This window comes from Azospirillum sp. B2RO_4, from assembly GCF_051124815.1.
Lineage (GTDB): Bacteria > Pseudomonadota > Alphaproteobacteria > Azospirillales > Azospirillaceae > Azospirillum.
In genome coordinates this window covers 169,421-184,935 of the sequence record NZ_CP118490.1, presented here as the reverse complement: position 1 = coordinate 184,935, position 15,515 = coordinate 169,421, and the positions used below count along the sequence as shown (strand labels likewise).

At 69.1% G+C, this 15,515-nt stretch carries 13 protein-coding genes; 11 read left to right on the top strand and 2 right to left on the bottom strand.

Annotated features, from left to right (window positions below; translation table 11 throughout):
• Positions 1-10 precede the first annotated feature (10 nt).
• The 5 genes from PWS46_RS26950 to PWS46_RS26930 all read left to right on the top strand — a co-directional run bounded on the left by PWS46_RS26950 (position 11) and on the right by PWS46_RS26930 (position 5,909).
• On the top strand, positions 11-898 hold the full coding sequence (locus tag PWS46_RS26950) for a branched-chain amino acid ABC transporter permease (RefSeq protein ID WP_109155389.1): 888 nt from the start codon (positions 11-13) through the stop codon (positions 896-898).
• Between the two features lie 45 nt (positions 899-943).
• Complete coding sequence (locus PWS46_RS26945; RefSeq protein WP_434625215.1) at positions 944-1,879, top strand: branched-chain amino acid ABC transporter permease; 936 nt, start codon at positions 944-946, stop codon at positions 1,877-1,879.
• Positions 1,879-4,041, top strand: coding sequence for a methyl-accepting chemotaxis protein (locus PWS46_RS26940; protein ID WP_434625097.1), 2,163 nt, complete (start codon positions 1,879-1,881; stop codon positions 4,039-4,041). Before PWS46_RS26945 ends, PWS46_RS26940 begins: the two co-directional genes overlap by 1 nt.
• 11 nt (positions 4,042-4,052) lie before the next feature.
• A complete protein-coding gene (locus tag PWS46_RS26935) occupies positions 4,053-4,802 on the top strand; it encodes an electron transfer flavoprotein subunit beta/FixA family protein (protein ID WP_434625095.1) in 750 nt (249 codons plus the stop codon).
• A gap of 168 nt (positions 4,803-4,970) precedes the next feature.
• Positions 4,971-5,909 carry an electron transfer flavoprotein subunit alpha/FixB family protein gene (locus PWS46_RS26930; RefSeq protein ID WP_434625093.1) on the top strand — a complete coding sequence of 313 codons (939 nt, stop codon included), beginning with the start codon at positions 4,971-4,973 and terminating at the stop codon, positions 5,907-5,909.
• Positions 5,910-5,916: 7 nt separating this feature from the next.
• Here the strand turns inward: PWS46_RS26930 and gcvA are convergent, their stop codons facing one another.
• Positions 5,917-6,816 (bottom strand): transcriptional regulator GcvA, encoded by a 900-nt coding sequence (gene gcvA, locus PWS46_RS26925; protein WP_434625091.1) that lies wholly within the window; start codon positions 6,814-6,816, stop codon positions 5,917-5,919.
• A gap of 111 nt (positions 6,817-6,927) precedes the next feature.
• Here gcvA and PWS46_RS26920 point away from each other — a divergent pair, with 111 nt between their 5' ends.
• The 6 genes from PWS46_RS26920 (at position 6,928) to PWS46_RS26895 (ending at position 14,321) form a co-directional block, all read left to right on the top strand.
• Positions 6,928-8,091, top strand: coding sequence for an acyl-CoA dehydrogenase family protein (locus PWS46_RS26920; RefSeq protein ID WP_434625089.1), 1,164 nt, complete (start codon positions 6,928-6,930; stop codon positions 8,089-8,091).
• Entirely contained in the window at positions 8,088-10,250 is a 2,163-nt protein-coding gene (locus PWS46_RS26915) for an acetate--CoA ligase family protein (protein ID WP_434625087.1), read from the top strand. The genes PWS46_RS26920 and PWS46_RS26915 overlap by 4 nt, the downstream gene beginning before the upstream one ends.
• Positions 10,247-10,630, top strand: coding sequence for a hypothetical protein (locus tag PWS46_RS26910; RefSeq protein ID WP_434625086.1), 384 nt, complete (start codon positions 10,247-10,249; stop codon positions 10,628-10,630). Before PWS46_RS26915 ends, PWS46_RS26910 begins: the two co-directional genes overlap by 4 nt.
• Positions 10,630-11,478 carry an alpha/beta fold hydrolase gene (locus tag PWS46_RS26905; protein ID WP_434625084.1) on the top strand — a complete coding sequence of 283 codons (849 nt, stop codon included), beginning with the start codon at positions 10,630-10,632 and terminating at the stop codon, positions 11,476-11,478. Before PWS46_RS26910 ends, PWS46_RS26905 begins: the two co-directional genes overlap by 1 nt.
• Before the next feature lie 105 nt (positions 11,479-11,583).
• Positions 11,584-12,825: an ABC transporter substrate-binding protein gene (locus PWS46_RS26900; RefSeq protein ID WP_434625082.1), complete on the top strand. Its 1,242-nt coding sequence runs from the start codon at positions 11,584-11,586 to the stop codon at positions 12,823-12,825.
• A gap of 47 nt (positions 12,826-12,872) precedes the next feature.
• The gene (locus PWS46_RS26895; protein WP_434625079.1) at positions 12,873-14,321 is read left to right on the top strand and encodes an NAD-dependent succinate-semialdehyde dehydrogenase; all 1,449 of its coding nucleotides are present in this window, start codon (positions 12,873-12,875) and stop codon (positions 14,319-14,321) included.
• A 32-nt stretch (positions 14,322-14,353) separates the two neighbouring features.
• Here the strand turns inward: PWS46_RS26895 and argE are convergent, their stop codons facing one another.
• The gene (argE, locus tag PWS46_RS26890) at positions 14,354-15,502 is read right to left on the bottom strand and encodes an acetylornithine deacetylase (RefSeq protein ID WP_434625077.1); all 1,149 of its coding nucleotides are present in this window, start codon (positions 15,500-15,502) and stop codon (positions 14,354-14,356) included.
• Positions 15,503-15,515 lie beyond the last annotated feature (13 nt).

Here is a 15,515-nt window from a genome sequence, read left to right as displayed (position 1 = left end):
GAGACGTCCGATGTCCCAACTGCTCGGCATTCCGCCGCAAGCCCTGTTCGGCCAGCTTCTGCTCGGCCTGATCAACGGCTCCTTCTATGCGCTGCTCAGCCTTGGGCTGGCGGTGATCTTCGGCATGCTCAACGTCGTCAACATGGCGCATGGCGCGCTCTACATGGTCGGCGCCTTCGTGGCGTGGCTGCTGCTGAGCTATGCCGGCGTCGGCTACTGGGGGGCGCTGGTGCTGGCGCCGCTGGTGGTCGGCGCCGTCGGGCTGGTGCTGGAGCGCACGATGCTGCGCCGGCTCTACAAGGTCGACCATCTCTATGGGCTGCTGCTGACCTTCGGGCTGGCGCTGATCTTCGAGGGCGCCTTCCGCCACCAGTATGGCGTGTCGGGCCAGCCCTATCCGATCCCCGACCTGCTGAAGGGCGGCACCAACCTGGGCTTCATGTATCTGCCGACCTACCGCGGCTGGGTGGTGGCGGCGTCGCTGCTGGTGTGCCTGGGCACCTGGTTCGCCATCGAGCGCACCAAGCTGGGCGCCTACCTGCGGGCGGCGACGGAGAACCCGACGCTGGTGCAGGCCTTCGGCATCAATGTGCCGGTGATGGTGTCGCTGACCTACGGCTTCGGCGTGGCGCTGGCCGGGCTGGCCGGGGTGCTGGCGGCACCGATCTATCAGGTGTCGCCGCTGATGGGGTCGAACCTGATCATCGTGGTGTTCGCGGTGGTGGTGATCGGCGGCATGGGGTCGATCCTCGGCGCCATCGTCACCGGCCTTGGGCTGGGGCTGCTGGAGGGGTTGACCAAGGTGGTCTACCCGGAGGCCTCCAACATCGTGGTGTTCGTGATCATGGCCGTGGTGCTGATGATGAAGCCGGCCGGCCTGTTCGGACGGGAGAGATAAGCCATGACCATGCAAACCCGCGACACACTGCACGAAGGCGTTGTCATGTATGGCGGTTCGCCGAAGATCCTGCTGGCCGGAGCCGGGCTGCTGCTGGCGGTCCTGGCACCCTTCGTGCTGTATCCCGTCTTCCTGATGAAGGTGCTGTGCTTCGCGCTGTTCGCCTGCGCCTTCAACCTGCTGATCGGCTTCGCCGGCCTGCTCAGCTTCGGCCATGCCGCCTTCTTCGGATCAGCGGCCTACATCGCCGCCCACACCGTGAAGGAATGGGGCTGGGCGCCGGAGGCAGGTCTGCTCGCCGCCACAATCGTCGCCGGGCTGATGGGGCTGGTCTTCGGCCTGATCGCCATCCGCCGGCAGGGCATCTATTTCGCCATGATCACCCTGGCGCTGTCGCAGATGGTGTTCTTCCTGGCGCTGCAGCTGCCCTTCACCCATGGCGAGGACGGCATCCAGGGCGTGCCGCGCGGCCTGCTGTTCGGGCTGTTCGACCTCAGCCAGCCGCTGACCATGTACTACACCGCGCTGGCGATCTTCGTCGCCGGCTTCGCCCTGATCTGGCGCACGGTGCATTCGCCCTTCGGACAGGTGCTGAAGGCGATCCGCGAGAACGAGCCGCGCGCGGTGTCGCTCGGCTATCGCACCGACCGCTACAAGCTGGTCGCCTTCGTGCTGTCGGCCTCGCTGGCCGGGCTCGCCGGCGGAACCAAGGCCATCGTGTTCCAGCTCGCCAGCCTGACCGACGTGACGTGGCAGATGTCGGGCGAGGTGGTGCTGATGACGCTGCTGGGCGGCATGGGCACGCTGTTCGGGCCGGTGGTCGGTGCCGGGTTGGTGGTGACGCTGGAAAGCTACCTCGCCTCCACCAGCCTGCCGGTGCCGGTGGTGATCGGCTGCATCTTCGTCGTCTGCGTCCTGCTCTTCCGCCGCGGCATCGTCGGCGAGCTGATGCACCGGCTGACCGGAAAGGGGAAGCGCTGATGTCCCGCCTCGATGGACGGCGCCTGCTGCTGCGCCACAAAATTCCCGGCGCGCTGGTGGGGGCGGCGGTGGTCACGGCCATCCTGCTCGGCGGCTTCGCCTATTTCGCAGCGTCGAGCCGCCTGCGCGCGGCGGCCGGTGAAAAGCTGGTGGCACTGGCCGATGCGCGCGCCGCCAGCGTGCGGTCCTACATCGACGGGCTGGAGGGCGACGTCGTGCTGACCGCCAACACGCGGTCGATGCGCGATGCGGCGGTGGCGCTCGTCAATGGCTGGCGGATCGAGGCCGACCGCGGCGATCCCTCCGCCCTGCTGCGCAAGCGGTATGTCGACGACAACCCCCATCCGGCCGCCGAGCGCTACAAGCTGGAGAAGTCGGCCGACAACGCCATGTACGACACGGCGCATCTGCGCCTGCATGGCTGGATGAGCGATCTGATGCAGCGGCGCGGGCTGGCCGATGTGCTGCTGGTGGCGCCGGACGGCACCGTCCTCTACAGCGCCGCCAAGTGCGACGATTTCGCCAAGCCGGTCGCCGACGGCGCGCTGCGCCGTCTGGTGGACGGCATCGAGGCGGGCGACCTGACCGATGAGGCGGTGATCGCCGACTTCTCGCCCTATGCCGCCGGCAAAGCCGCCTCCGCCTTCCTGGCGGCGCCTGTCGCCCTGCGCTTCCCGGACGGCCGCCGGCAGCTTCTGGCGACGCTGGTGTTCCGAATCGAGGCGGGCGGGCTCGACCGCATCATGCTGGCGAGTGACGGCATGGGCGAAACCGGGGACACCTTCCTGGTCGGCGAGGACGGGCGTCTGCGCAGCACGCCGCGCTTTTCCGGCGGGCAGGGCATATTGGCGCCTTACGACAGCCCCGTCGTCGCGGCGGCGAAGGTCGACCCCGATCATATCGGGGTCATGGAGGCCATCCGCTTCGGCGGCAGCTCTCCGGCGCTGGCTGCCTATCGGCCGGTTAACCACGGCGGACTGCACTGGCTGGTGCTGGCCGAGGCGTCGGTCGACGAAATCCTGGCTCCCGTCCGCGCCATGCGCAACCAGATGATCGGGGTGGGGGTGGCCCTGCTTCTGATCATCAGTGTGGCCGGAATCCTGCTGGCCCGCGGCATCGTCCGGCCGTTGACGGCGATGTGCGCGGCGATGCAGCGCCTTGCCGAGGGAGACCGCGCGTTGGCGATCCCCGCCACCGAACGGGGCGACGAGATCGGGCGGATGGCGGCAGCCATGCAGGTCTTCAAGGAGGCGCTGATCCGCGCCGACGCGCTCCATGCCGAACAGGAGCGTGTCCGTGCCCTGCGCGATCAGCGGGCGCAGGAAATGGAGCGGATGACACAGGATTTCGACCGGCGCGTCGGCGGCATCGTCCGCGCGGTGACCACGGCGGCCGAGGGGCTGGAGGCGACGGCACGCTCGATGAACATCGGCGCCGACCGCACGCTGAGCGAGGCGACCGGCGTCACCGCGGCGGTCGACGAGACGGCGGCCAGCGTCGGCACGGTGGCGTCGGCGGCCAACCAGCTGAGTGCCTCGATCGCCGACATCAGCCGCTACATCGACGAGTCCGGCCGCATCACCCGGGCGGCCATCGGGGCGACGGCCGAGGCCGGCGAGACCATGCGTGTGGTGGTGGAGACGGCCGGCCGCATCGGTGCGGTGGTCCAGCTGATCCACGACATCGCGGCCCAGACCAACCTGCTGGCGCTGAACGCCACCATCGAGGCGGCGCGGGCGGGAGAAGCGGGCAAGGGCTTTGCCGTCGTCGCCGGCGAGGTCAAGCATCTGGCGGCGCAGACCGCCAGGGCGACCGACGAGATCGGCGGCCAGATCGCGACCATGCAGTCGGTGACCGACGGCGCCGCCGCCGCCATCGGCCAGATCGTCACGGTGATCGAGGACATGGGCCGCATCTCCGGCATCGTCGCCGACGCGGTGGAGGAGCAGGAAACGGCGACGGCAGAGATCGCCAGCAATGCCGCCCAGGTCGCCAAGGCCACGCAATCCGTCACCACCATCATCGACGGTGTGGCGCGTTCGGCAGACACCACCAGGACCGCTGCGGGCGACGTGCTGAACGCCTCCAACGATCTCGTTCGGCAGGCGGGGGACCTCCACCGGGAGATCAACCGCTTCCTTGCCGACATCAGAGCCGCATAAGGATGCAAGCCATGAAGATCCTCGTCCCCGTGAAGCGGGTCGTCGATTACAACGTGAAGGTCCGCGTCAAGGCGGACGGCAGCGGCGTCGAGACCGCCAACGTGAAGATGAGCATGAACCCCTTCGACGAGATCGCCGCCGAAGAGGCGGTGCGCCTGAAGGAAGCCGGTGTCGCGACCGAGATCGTCGTGGTCTCCGTCGGTCCGACCCAGGCCCAGGAAACCCTGCGCACCGCTCTCGCCATGGGGGCGGATCGCGCCATCCTGGTGCAGACCGACGTGACGACCGAACCACTGGCCGTCGCCAAGGTCTTGAAGGCGCTGGTCGAGAAGGAAGCGCCGGGGATGGTGATCCTCGGCAAGCAGGCCATCGACGACGACTGCAACCAGACCGGCCAGATGCTGGCGGCGCTGCTGGGCTGGGGCCAGGGCACCTTCGCCTCCAAGGTCGTTGCCGGCGACGGCAAGGTCGCAGTCACCCGTGAGATCGACGGCGGGTTGGAGACGGTGGAACTGAAGCTGCCGGCGGTGGTAACGGCCGATTTGCGCCTCAACGAGCCGCGCTATGCCAGCCTGCCCAACATCATGAAGGCGAAGAAGAAGCCGCTGGAAACCGTCACCCCGGACGCGCTGGGCGTCGATGTGACGCCGCGGCTGACCACGGTGAAGGTGGCCGAGCCGGCCAAGCGTCAGGCCGGAATCAAGGTGCCGGACGTCGCCACCCTGGTCGACAAGCTGAAGAACGAGGCGCGGGTGATCTGAGCGCCGGCCCCAGTGCCCCCACCCTAACCCTCCCCCGCTGGGCAGGGGAGGGAACTCCGCCGCTCTCCCGCTAAAGCGCCTAATCCCCCTCCCCCGCCCAGCGGGGGAGGGTCGGGGTGGGGGCAAGTGTCCGCACTCCCCGCACTCCGCCCGACAGAGGAATTCGCCATGCCCATCCTGATCCTCGCCGACCACGACAACGCCAGCCTCAAGCCCGCCACCGCCCATGCGGTCACCGCCGCGGCCCAGTTAGCCAAGGGGCTCGGCGCCGACATCCACCTCCTCGTCGCCGGCCGCAACGCTGCCCCGGCCGCGGAGCAGGCCGCCAAGCTGGCCGGTGTCGCCAAGGTGCTGCTCGCCGACGATGCCGCCTACGAGCACGCCCTGGCCGAACCGGTCGCGGCGCTGCTGGTCTCGCTCGCCCCCGGCTACAGCCATGTCCTCGCCGCCGCCACCTCCGTCGGCAAGAATGTGCTGCCGCGCGTCGCGGCGCTGCTCGACGTGGCGATGATCTCCGACATCACCGGCGTGGTCTCCGCCGACACCTTCGAGCGGCCGATCTACGCCGGCAACGCCATCGCCACCGTGCAGTCGGCCGATGCGGTGAAAATCGTCACCGTCCGCACCACCGCCTTCGAGGCCGCCGCCACCGCCACCAGCGCGCCGGTCGAGAGCGTCGCCGCCGCTGGCGACCCCGCGTTGTCCAGCTTCGTCTCGGCCGAGCTGTCGAAGTCGGAGCGGCCGGAGCTGACCTCCGCCCGCATCGTGATTTCCGGCGGGCGCGGCATGCAGTCGGGCGACAACTTCCACCTGCTGGAAGCGATTGCCGACAAGCTGGGCGCCGCCGTGGGTGCCTCGCGCGCCGCCGTCGATGCCGGCTTCGTGCCGAACGACTATCAGGTCGGGCAGACCGGCAAGATCGTGGCGCCGGACCTCTATGTCGCCGTCGGCATCTCGGGCGCAATCCAGCATCTGGCCGGGATGAAGGACAGCAAGGTGATCGTCGCCATCAACAAGGACGAGGAGGCGCCGATCTTCCAGGTCGCCGACTACGGCCTCGTCGCCGACCTGTTCAAGGCCTTGCCGGAGCTGCAGCAGGCGCTGTGACCGGGCCTCAGCCGACCGCCACCTGTTCCAGAAGCCAGTTGCGCACTTTTGCGATGCGGGCGCGGTCCTGGTGGTTGGGCGGCACCACGAAGTAATAGCCGAGATCGCGGCACAGCGGCCGGTCGAGCGGCCGGTCGAGCGGGCAGACCAGGGTGCCGCTGCGCAGTTCCGTCTCCAGCATGGCGGGCTGGCCCATGGCGATGCCAAGCCCGTCCAGGGCGGCCTGATAGGTCAGGAGCGAACTGGGGAACATCAGCGGTTCCTGCGTCTCCGCCATCGTGACGCCGGCCGCCTCCAGCCAGTCGGGCCAGTCCCGCCGCCGGTAATGGGAATGCAGCAGCGGGTAGTGCAGCAGATCGGCCGGCGTCTTCACCGGCGGACCGCCGGCCAGCAGCGCCGGGCTGCACACCGGCAGGATTTCGTCGGCGAACAGGAAAACCGACTCCATGCCCTGCCACTCGCCGGTGCCCAGCTGGATCGCCGCATCGACATTGTCGCGGGCGAAATCGACCGGCGTCACCGCGGTTCGGGTGCGCAGACGCAGATCGGGGTGGTTGGCCTGCAGATGCGGCAGGCGGCGCATCAGCCATTTCGCCATGAAGGTCGCATAGACCTGCAGTTTCAGCGGCGCGGCGGCGCGGGCCGACACCAGCTCGTCCGTGGCCTCGGCGATGCAGCGGAAGGCCGGGGCGATCTGCGCGGCGTACCGCTTGCCCTCGGCGGTCAGGGTCAGGCCGCGGGCCTCGCGGTGGAACAGCCGCACCCCCAGATAATCCTCCAGCAGCGCGACCTGCCGGCTGACCGCCGGCTGGGTGACGCTCAACTCATCCGCCGCCTTGGTGAAGCTGCCGTGCCGGGCGGCGCATTCGAAGACATGGAGCGGGTTGAGCGGGGGGATCGGGCGCACCGTCTCGGCTCCATTACAAAAGGTTATGGAAGGCCAACAACTAGGAAGTTGTCGCATTTTCGTCAATGCGATTGATTGTCCGTAACGCAAATCGATAGCCCCGTCGGAGCCATGGACTTTCAACTCAACCAGGAACAGCGCGCCTTCGCCGACTCCGTGGGCCGCTTTGCCCGCGCCGAGCTGGCTGCCGACGCGCTGAAGCGCGCCCACTCCCCGGCCTTTCCCTGGGACGTGGCCGCGAAACTGTCGGAGATGGGGCTGCTGGGCATCACCATCCGCGAGGAGGACGGCGGGATCGGCGGCACGCTGATGGACGCGGTGATCGCCATCCAGGAGCTGGCGCTGGTCTGCCCCAAGAGTGCCGACGTCGTGCAGGCAGGCAATTTCGGACCGATCCGCACCTTTGCCGAATATGCCAGTCCCGAGCAGAAGGAGCGCTGGCTGGGCGACCTGCTCGGCGGGCGCAAGCTGCTGGCGCTGGGCATGAGCGAGCCGGACGCCGGATCGGCCGTCACCGATCTGAAGACCAGCGCCCGCGAGGATGGCGACCATTATGTCATCAACGGCTCGAAGGTCTTTTCCACCCACAGCCCGGAAGCGACGCTGTTCCTGATCTATGTCCGCTTCGGTCCCGGCGTCGGCGGCATCGGTTCGGTTCTGATCGAGCGCGGCACTCCCGGCTTCACCGTCGGCCAGCCCTCCGCCTTCATGAGCGGCGAGGAATGGTGCCAGCTCTATTTCGAGGACTGCCGGATCCCCAAGGCCAATGTCCTGCTGGGTCCGGGCGGTTTCAAGAAGCAGATCGCCGGCTTCAACGTCGAGCGCATCGGCAACGCCTCGCGGGCGCTGGCGCTGGGCCGCCATGCCTTCAACCTCGCCAAGGCGCATGCGGAGACGCGGACCCAGTTCGGCCGCCCGCTGTGCGAGTTTCAGGGCCTGCAATGGAAATTCGCCGACATGGCGCTGAAGCTGGAGGGCGCGCAGCTGCTGCTCTATCGCGCCGCCACCAACGCGGACAACGGCCTGCCGTCGGCTTATGAGACCTCGATCGCCAAGCTGGCCTGCAACCTCGCCGGCTTCGAGGTCGCCAACGAAGCCCTGCAGATCATGGGCGGCACCGGCTACAGCCAGGAGACGCTGGTCGAATATTGCGTGAAGCGGACGCGCGGCTGGATGATCGCCGGCGGATCCATCGAGATCCTGAAGAACCGGATTGCCGAAGAGCTGTTCGAGCGCCGCTTCGACCAGCGCCCGCCGCGGGAGAGCCGGTCGTGACCGGCAAAGCCATCAAGGGCTGTACCGGCCCGGCTCTTGCCGAGGCACTGCTGCGGCCACGCTCCGTGGCCCTGGTCGGGGTGTCGGACGACATCGCCAAGACCGCCGCCCGTCCGCTGCGTTTCCTGCGCCGCGCCGGCTATGGCGGCGAGGTCTACAGCGTCAACCCCACCCGCGCCACCGTGCAGGGCGAGCCGGCCTTCGCGTCGCTGTCGGTGCTGCCGGAACGGCCGGACCATGCCTTCATCCTGACCGGCACCGACGCGGCCATCGCCGCGCTTGAGGAGTGCGGGCGGCTGGGCGTTCCGGTCGCGACCATCCTGGCCGGCGGTTTCTCCGAAGCGGGGGAAGCCGGCGCCGAGCGCGAAAAGCGGCTGGCGGAGATCGGGCGCTCCTACGGCGTGCGCGTGCTGGGCCCCTCCAGCATCGGGGTCGTCAATGTGCATGAGCGGCTGGTGCTGACCGCGAACGCCGCCTTCGCCGAACCCGACCTGCCGGAAGGCAGGGTGTTCGTCGCCTCGCACAGCGGAAGCCTGATCGGCGCCCTGTTGTCGCGCGGCAAGGCGCGCGGCGTCGGCTTTGCCGGGCTGGTGTCGGTCGGCGGCGAGGTGGATTTGTCGGTCGGCGAAATCTGCGAGGCGACGCTCGACGATCCCAAGGTCGGCGGCTATCTGCTGTTCCTGGAGTCGATGCGCAACGCCGACGCGCTGCGCCGTTTCGCGCTGGCGGCGGCGGAGCGCTGCAAGCCGGTGGCGGCCTACAAGCTCGGCCGCTCGGCCGAGGCGGCGGAACTGGCGGTCTCCCACACCGGCGCCCTTGCCGGGGAGGACGACGTCGCCGACACCTTCCTGCGCGACTGCGGGATCGCCCGCGTGGAATCCTTCGACGGGCTTCTGGAAATCCTGCCGCTGCTCAACCGGATGCCGGCGAAATCCGTGCGGCAGCCCGCCGTCGGCGTGGTCACCACCACCGGCGGCGGCGCGGCCATGGCCATCGACCAGCTTGCCATCCGCGGCGTGCGGGTCGCCGCGCCCAGTCCGGACACCGTGCGCCGCCTCGCCGAGGCCGGGATCGTGGCGGGGGAGGGGCGTCTGGTCGATCTGACGCTGGCCGGAACCCGCTACGACGTGATGAAGGCCGCGCTGGGGGTGATGCAGACGGCGCCGGAATTCGATCTGGTGCTGGCGACCGTCGGATCCTCCGCCCGCTTCCAGCCCGATCTGGCGGTTGCGCCGGTGATCGACAGCGCGCGCGAGCATGACAAGCCGATGGCCGCCTTCATCGTGCCGGAGGCGCCGGAAGCGCTGCTGCGCCTGAACGCCGCCGGGGTCCCCTGCTTCCGTGCGCCGGAATCCTGCGGCGATGTGATCGCCGCCGCGCTCGGCCGCCGGCCTCCCCGTCCTGAGTTGGCCGCTTCGATGCTGCCGGCTCCTGCGGGTGCCGGGCGGACCATCGATGAGGCCGAGGCCTATCGGCTGTTCGCCCGCGTCGGCGTTCCTCACGCGCCGGTCGCGGTGCTGACCGTCGGCGAGCCGGTGCCGGAGCTTCCCTTCGCCTATCCGGTGGTCGCCAAGGTCCTGCACCCGGACATCGCCCATAAGACCGATGTCGGCGGCGTCGCGCTGAACATCGCCGACGCCGACGCGCTGGCCGCCGCCATGGCCGCGATCCGTGACCGGGTCGAAGCCGCGCGGCCGGGCGTCAGCGTCCGGCAAATCCTGGTCCAGCCGATGACCCGCGGTGTCGGCGAGGTGCTGATCGGCCTGCGCCGCGACCCCCAGGTCGGGCCGGTGGTGATGCTGGCCGCCGGCGGCGTGCTGACCGAGATCTACCGCGACCGCGCCCTGCGGCTGGCCCCGGTGGATCGCGACACCGCGCTGGAGATGATCGGCGAGGTGAAGGCGCTCCAGGCACTGGCCGGCTATCGCGGCCGGACGGCCGGCGACCTCGGCGCCGTCGCCGATGCGCTGGTCGCCGTTTCCCGCCTTGCCCTGCTGGACGACGTGACCGTGCTGGAGGCGGAGATCAATCCGCTGATGGTGATGGCCGACGGGCAGGGGGCCGTGGCGGTCGACGCGCTGGTCCGGTTGGCCACGGCGGACGCCGACATCGAAGCCCAGGAAGACGACACTGAAAACCGTTCCGGGAGGAACCGATGATGCCCAGGCCGGATGTGCTCTCGCTGCCGGAGCTTGTGAACGCCAATGAGCGGCTCGTCCATCGCGGCCGTTTCCTGACCGCGGTAATGCGGCTGGACATCGGCGCCGACGCCTATCTGATCTCCATCGACCGCGGGCGGATCGCCGAGGTGCGCAAGGGGCCGTTCGTCATGCCGTCCTGGACCTTCGGCCTGTCCTGCCGGGCCGATGCGCTGGAGCGCTTCTGGCAGCCGCTGCCGCCGCCGGGCTTCCACGATCTGTTCGCCCTGCTGCGGCGGGGCGATCTGACCCTGTCCGGCAACCTGCAGCCTTTCATGGCCAACCTCCTCTACATCAAGGACGTGATGGCCAGCCTGCGCAGTCCGAAGGAAACCGCCTGATGCGTGCGACGATCGAATCCATCACCGGACGCTACATGCGGCTGGACTACAAGGGCCGCGAGCACCGGATCTATTTCGAGGAGGCGGGGCAGGGCATCCCGCTGGTCTGCCTGCACACCGCCGGATCGGATGGGCGCCAGTTCCGCGGCATCCTGAACGACCCGCGCGTCACCCGCGATTTCCGCGTCATCGCCTTCGACCTGCCCTGGCACGGCAAATCCTCGCCGCCCGCCGGCTGGCAGGACGGCGACTATCAGCTGACCAGCGCCGACTACACCGACATCATCCTGACGGTCTGCCGGGCGCTGGAGCTGGACCGGCCGGTGGCGATGGGCTGCTCCATCGGCGGACGCATCGCGCTGCATCTGGCGATGGAGCATGCCGGGGAGTTCCGCGCCATCATCGGCCTGCAATCCTCCGCCCATGTGCATCCCTATTACGACACGACCTGGCTGCATCATCCGGACGTGAACGGCGGGGAGGTCTGCGCCGCCATCGCCGCCGGGCTGGTCGGGCCGAACGCGCCGGACGCCCACCGCTGGGAAACGGTCTGGCACTACATGCAGGGCGGTCCGGGGATCTTCAAGGGAGACCTCTATTTCTACAAGGTGGACGGCGACATCCGCCATCGGCTGAGCGAGATCGACACCAGCCGCTGCCCGCTCTATCTGCTGACCGGCGAGTACGACTATTCCTGTTCTCCGGCCGACACGCTGGAAACCGCCGCCTGCATTCCCGGCGCCACCGTATCGATCATGCCGGGGCTGGGCCATTTCCCGATGAGCGAGGATCCGGACGGCTTCATCGCCCATCTGCTGCCGGTCCTGAGCGAGATCGCCCACCGCTGAGCGCCGGTCCGGCGGCAGGCGTTCCGGCCGCAATCGCTTCGACAATACCCATCCGCCGCCCGCAACAAGGGCGGCGGCCATCACTATCCCGGGGAGGGACCATTCATGCGTGCCATCGCTCTTCAGGTGCCCGGTCTGCGGGCGCTGACCGCCACGGCTGTCGCCGCGCTGACCATCGGTCTGGCCGGCGGCGCGGCCGCCGAGATCTCAGGCAAGACGGTGAAGATCGGCGTGCTGACCGACATGTCCGGTCCCTATTCCGACAATGTCGGTGCCGGAGCCGTGCTGGCCGCCCAGATGGCGGCCGAGGATTTCGGCGGCAAGGTCAACGGTGCGGCGATCGAGATCGTCTCGGCCGACCATCAGAACAAGGCGGATGTCGGATCGGGCATCGCGCGGCGCTGGTATGACGTCGAGGGCGTCGACGCGATTACCGAAGTGGTGTCGTCCGCCGTGGCGCTTTCGGTGCAGGGGATCTCGCGCGACAAGAACCGCATGTTCCTGGCAACCGGCCCCGGCACGCCGGAGCTGACCGGCAAGGCCTGTTCGCCGGTCGGCGTGCATTGGGCCTACGACAACTACGCCCTGCCGACCGTCGCCACCACCGCCCTGGTCAAGCGCGGCCTGAAGGACTGGTATTTCCTGACCGCCGACTACAGCTTCGGCCATGCGCTGGAAGGCGAGGCGACCCGTGTGGTCAAGGCCAATGGCGGCACCGTCGTCGGCGCGGTGCGGGCGCCGCTCAACACCGCGGACTTCTCGTCCTATCTGTTGCAGGCGCAGGCGTCGCCGGCCACCGTGATCGGGCTGGCGAATGCCGGCGCCGACATGATCAACGCGGTCAAGCAGGCGAACGAGTTCGGCATCACCGCCAGCGGCAAGACGATGGCGGCGCTGCTGGTCAACCTGCCCGACATCCATGCCCTGGGGCTGGAGAGCGCGCAGGGTCTGACCTTCGCCGAAAGCTTCTATTGGGACATGAACGACGAGACGCGGGCCTGGAGCAAGCGGTTCATGGAGCGTTTCAACGGCCGGGCGCCCGGCGGCCTGCAGGCGGCGGTCTATGGCGCCGTCACCCATTACCTGAAGGCGATCCAGGCGATCGACAGCGACGACGCCACCAAGGTGGCCGAGCAGATGCGCAAGATGCCGATCAACGACTTCTACACCAAGAACGGCTCCATCCGACCCGACGGCCGGGTGATCCGCGACATGTATCTGATGCAGGTGAAGAAGCCGTCGGAATCGAAAGGCCCGTGGGACTATTACAAGGTTCTGGAGACGGTGCCCGGCGAAAAGGCCTTCCGCCCGATGGACCAGGGCGGCTGTCCGCTGGTGACGAAGTGAGCGGCAGGCCGCCGTCCGACTGCATCAATCCCGGCTGAGAAGAGGCGATGATGACGAACGCCACCTATCCTGACCTTCGCCTGTGGATCGGTGGGCGCTGGATCGAGGCCGGGGATCGGTCCTGCGAGCCTGTGATCAACCCGGCGACCGGCGCGACGCTGGGGCTGCTGCCCAATGCGGGCGCCGAGGATGTGGATGCGGCGGTCGCCGCGGCGGCCGAGGGCTTCCGGGTCTGGCGGCGGACCAGTACCGTTGAGCGTTCGGCGCTGCTGCGACGCACCGCCGATCTGATGCGGGCGGAGGCGGGCGGGCTCGCCGCGCTCATCGCGCTGGAACTGGGCAAGCCGATCCTTGAGGCCGCGCGGGAAGTCGAGACGGCGGCCGGCATGTTCGACTGGGCGGCCGAGGAATGCCGCCGGTCCTATGGCCGCATAATCCCGCCCCGCACGCCGGGCCACCGGCTGATGGCGCTGCGCGAGCCGGTCGGGCCGGTGGCGGCCTTCAGCGGCTGGAACGCCCCGGCGATCACGCCGGCCCGCAAGATCGCCGGCGCGCTGGGGGCGGGCTGCTCAATCGTCATCAAGCCGTCGGAAGGAACGCCGGCCGCCGCCCTGTTCATCGCCCGCGCGCTGGCCGAGGCCGGTCTGCCGGACGGGGTCGCCAACATGCTGTTCGGCAATCCCGGCGCGGTGGCCGAGCGGTTGCTGGAGGCCGAGGCCATCCGCATGGTGTCCTTCACCGGCTCGATCCCCGTCGGCAAGCATCTGGCCGCGCTGGCGACGCGGACCATGAAGCGCGGCGTGTTCGAACTGGGCGGCCACGCCCCGGTGCTGGTCTTTCCCGACGTGGATGTGGAGGCGGTGGCCCGCAGCGCCGCCGCCGCCAAGTTCCGGAGTTCCGGGCAGATCTGCACGTCGCCGACCCGCTTCTATGTTCATGAATCGATTCATGATCGCTTCGCCGCCGCGTTCGCCGAGGCGGCGTCGGCGATCCGCGTGGGCGACCCGTTCGATCCCGCAACGCAGATGGGGCCGGTGCAGAATGCCCGGCGGCTGGCGGCGGTCGACGCGCTGGTGGAGGATGCCCGGCGCAACGGCGCGGCGGTGGCGGCCGGCGGCGCCCGCATCGACGGCCCCGGCTTCTTCTATCGGCCGACGGTGCTGACCGGTGTCACCGCCGCCTGCCGGGCCGCCGGCGAGGAGCCGTTCGGACCGCTGGCGCTGATGGCCTCCTTCCGCGATGCGGACGAGGCGGTCGCGCTGGCGAACCGCCTGTCGCTCGGGCTGGCCTCCTATGTCTTTACCCGCGACATGGTGCTCGCCGACCGGCTGGTGGCGGACATCGAATGCGGCAATGTCGTGGTGAACCACTGGGTGGTCTCGCACCCGGAAACGCCCTTCGGCGGCATCAAGGACAGCGGCATCGGGCTGGAGGGCGGCACCGAAGGGTTCCAGGCCTTCGAACAGGTGAAGTTCGTTAGTCAGGCGCTCCACTGATCGGGCAAGGATGCGGAGCGCCGTCGGCGCCGTCAGGCCAGCTGGGCGAGCAGGGCGTCCAGCATGCGGTCGCAGGCGGCCAACTGGTCCTCGGCGATGAACTCGTCGGGCTTGTGGGCCTCGCCGATGCTGCCGGGGCCGCACACCACGGTGGGCATCGACAGCCGCTGCTGGAACAGTCCGCCTTCCGTGCCGAAGGAGATTTTGCCGGTGCTGTTGCCGCCGGTCAGCGATTTGACGAAGGCGACAACCTCGGCGGTGCCGTCGGTGTCGAGCGCCGGATAGCTGGAAAGCTCGGCGATGGTCAGCCCGGCGGTCGGGAAATCGGGCCGCAGGCGCCGGACGATGGCGTCGGCCTCCGCCCGGATGCCGTCCAGCAGCGGTTCCACCGGATCCTGCGGCAGATGGCGGATTTCGAAGTCGAGACGGCAGCGGTTGGGCACGATGTTCAGCGCCTCGCCCCCCTGGATGACCCCGGCATGGATGGTGGTCCAGGGAACGTCATAGGCGCCGTCATGGGCGCCTTCGTCGCTCAGGCTTTTCTGGATGCGGCGCAGGCCGGTCAGCAGGTCGCTCGCCATGTGGATGGCGTTCAGGCCCTGTGGCGCGAGGCTCGAATGGCATTCGACGCCGTGGCACTCGGCGCGCAGGGCGGTCTTGCCCTTGTGGGCGGTGACCACCTGCATGCCGGTCGGCTCGCCGACGATGCAGAAGCGCGGGCGGACGGGCAGGGCCGCCATCATCTCGATCAGGCGGCGGACACCGAGGCAGCCCACCTCCTCGTCATAGGACAGGGCCAGATGCAGCGGCTGGGACAGCGGGCGGCCGGCGGCGCGGTCGAACAAGGCCAGTGCGGCGGCGATGAAACCCTTCATGTCGGCGGTGCCCCGGCCGAACAGCTTGCCGTCGCGGCGGGTCAGCCGGAAGGGATCGCTGGTCCAGGCCTGCCCTTCGACCGGCACCACGTCGCTGTGTCCGGACAGCAGGACGCCGGGACGGTCGGCCGGCCCCAGCGTCGCGAACAGGTTGGCCTTGCGTCCGTCCTCGCTCGGCACCAGCCATGTCGCGGCGCCGGCGGCTTCCAGCCGTTCCTGCACCCAGCGGATCAGGTCGAGGTTGCTGTCGCGGCTGACGGTGTTGAAGGCCACCAGCCGCTCCAGGATGTCGATGGTCGCCGTCATCGGGATCGTCCCT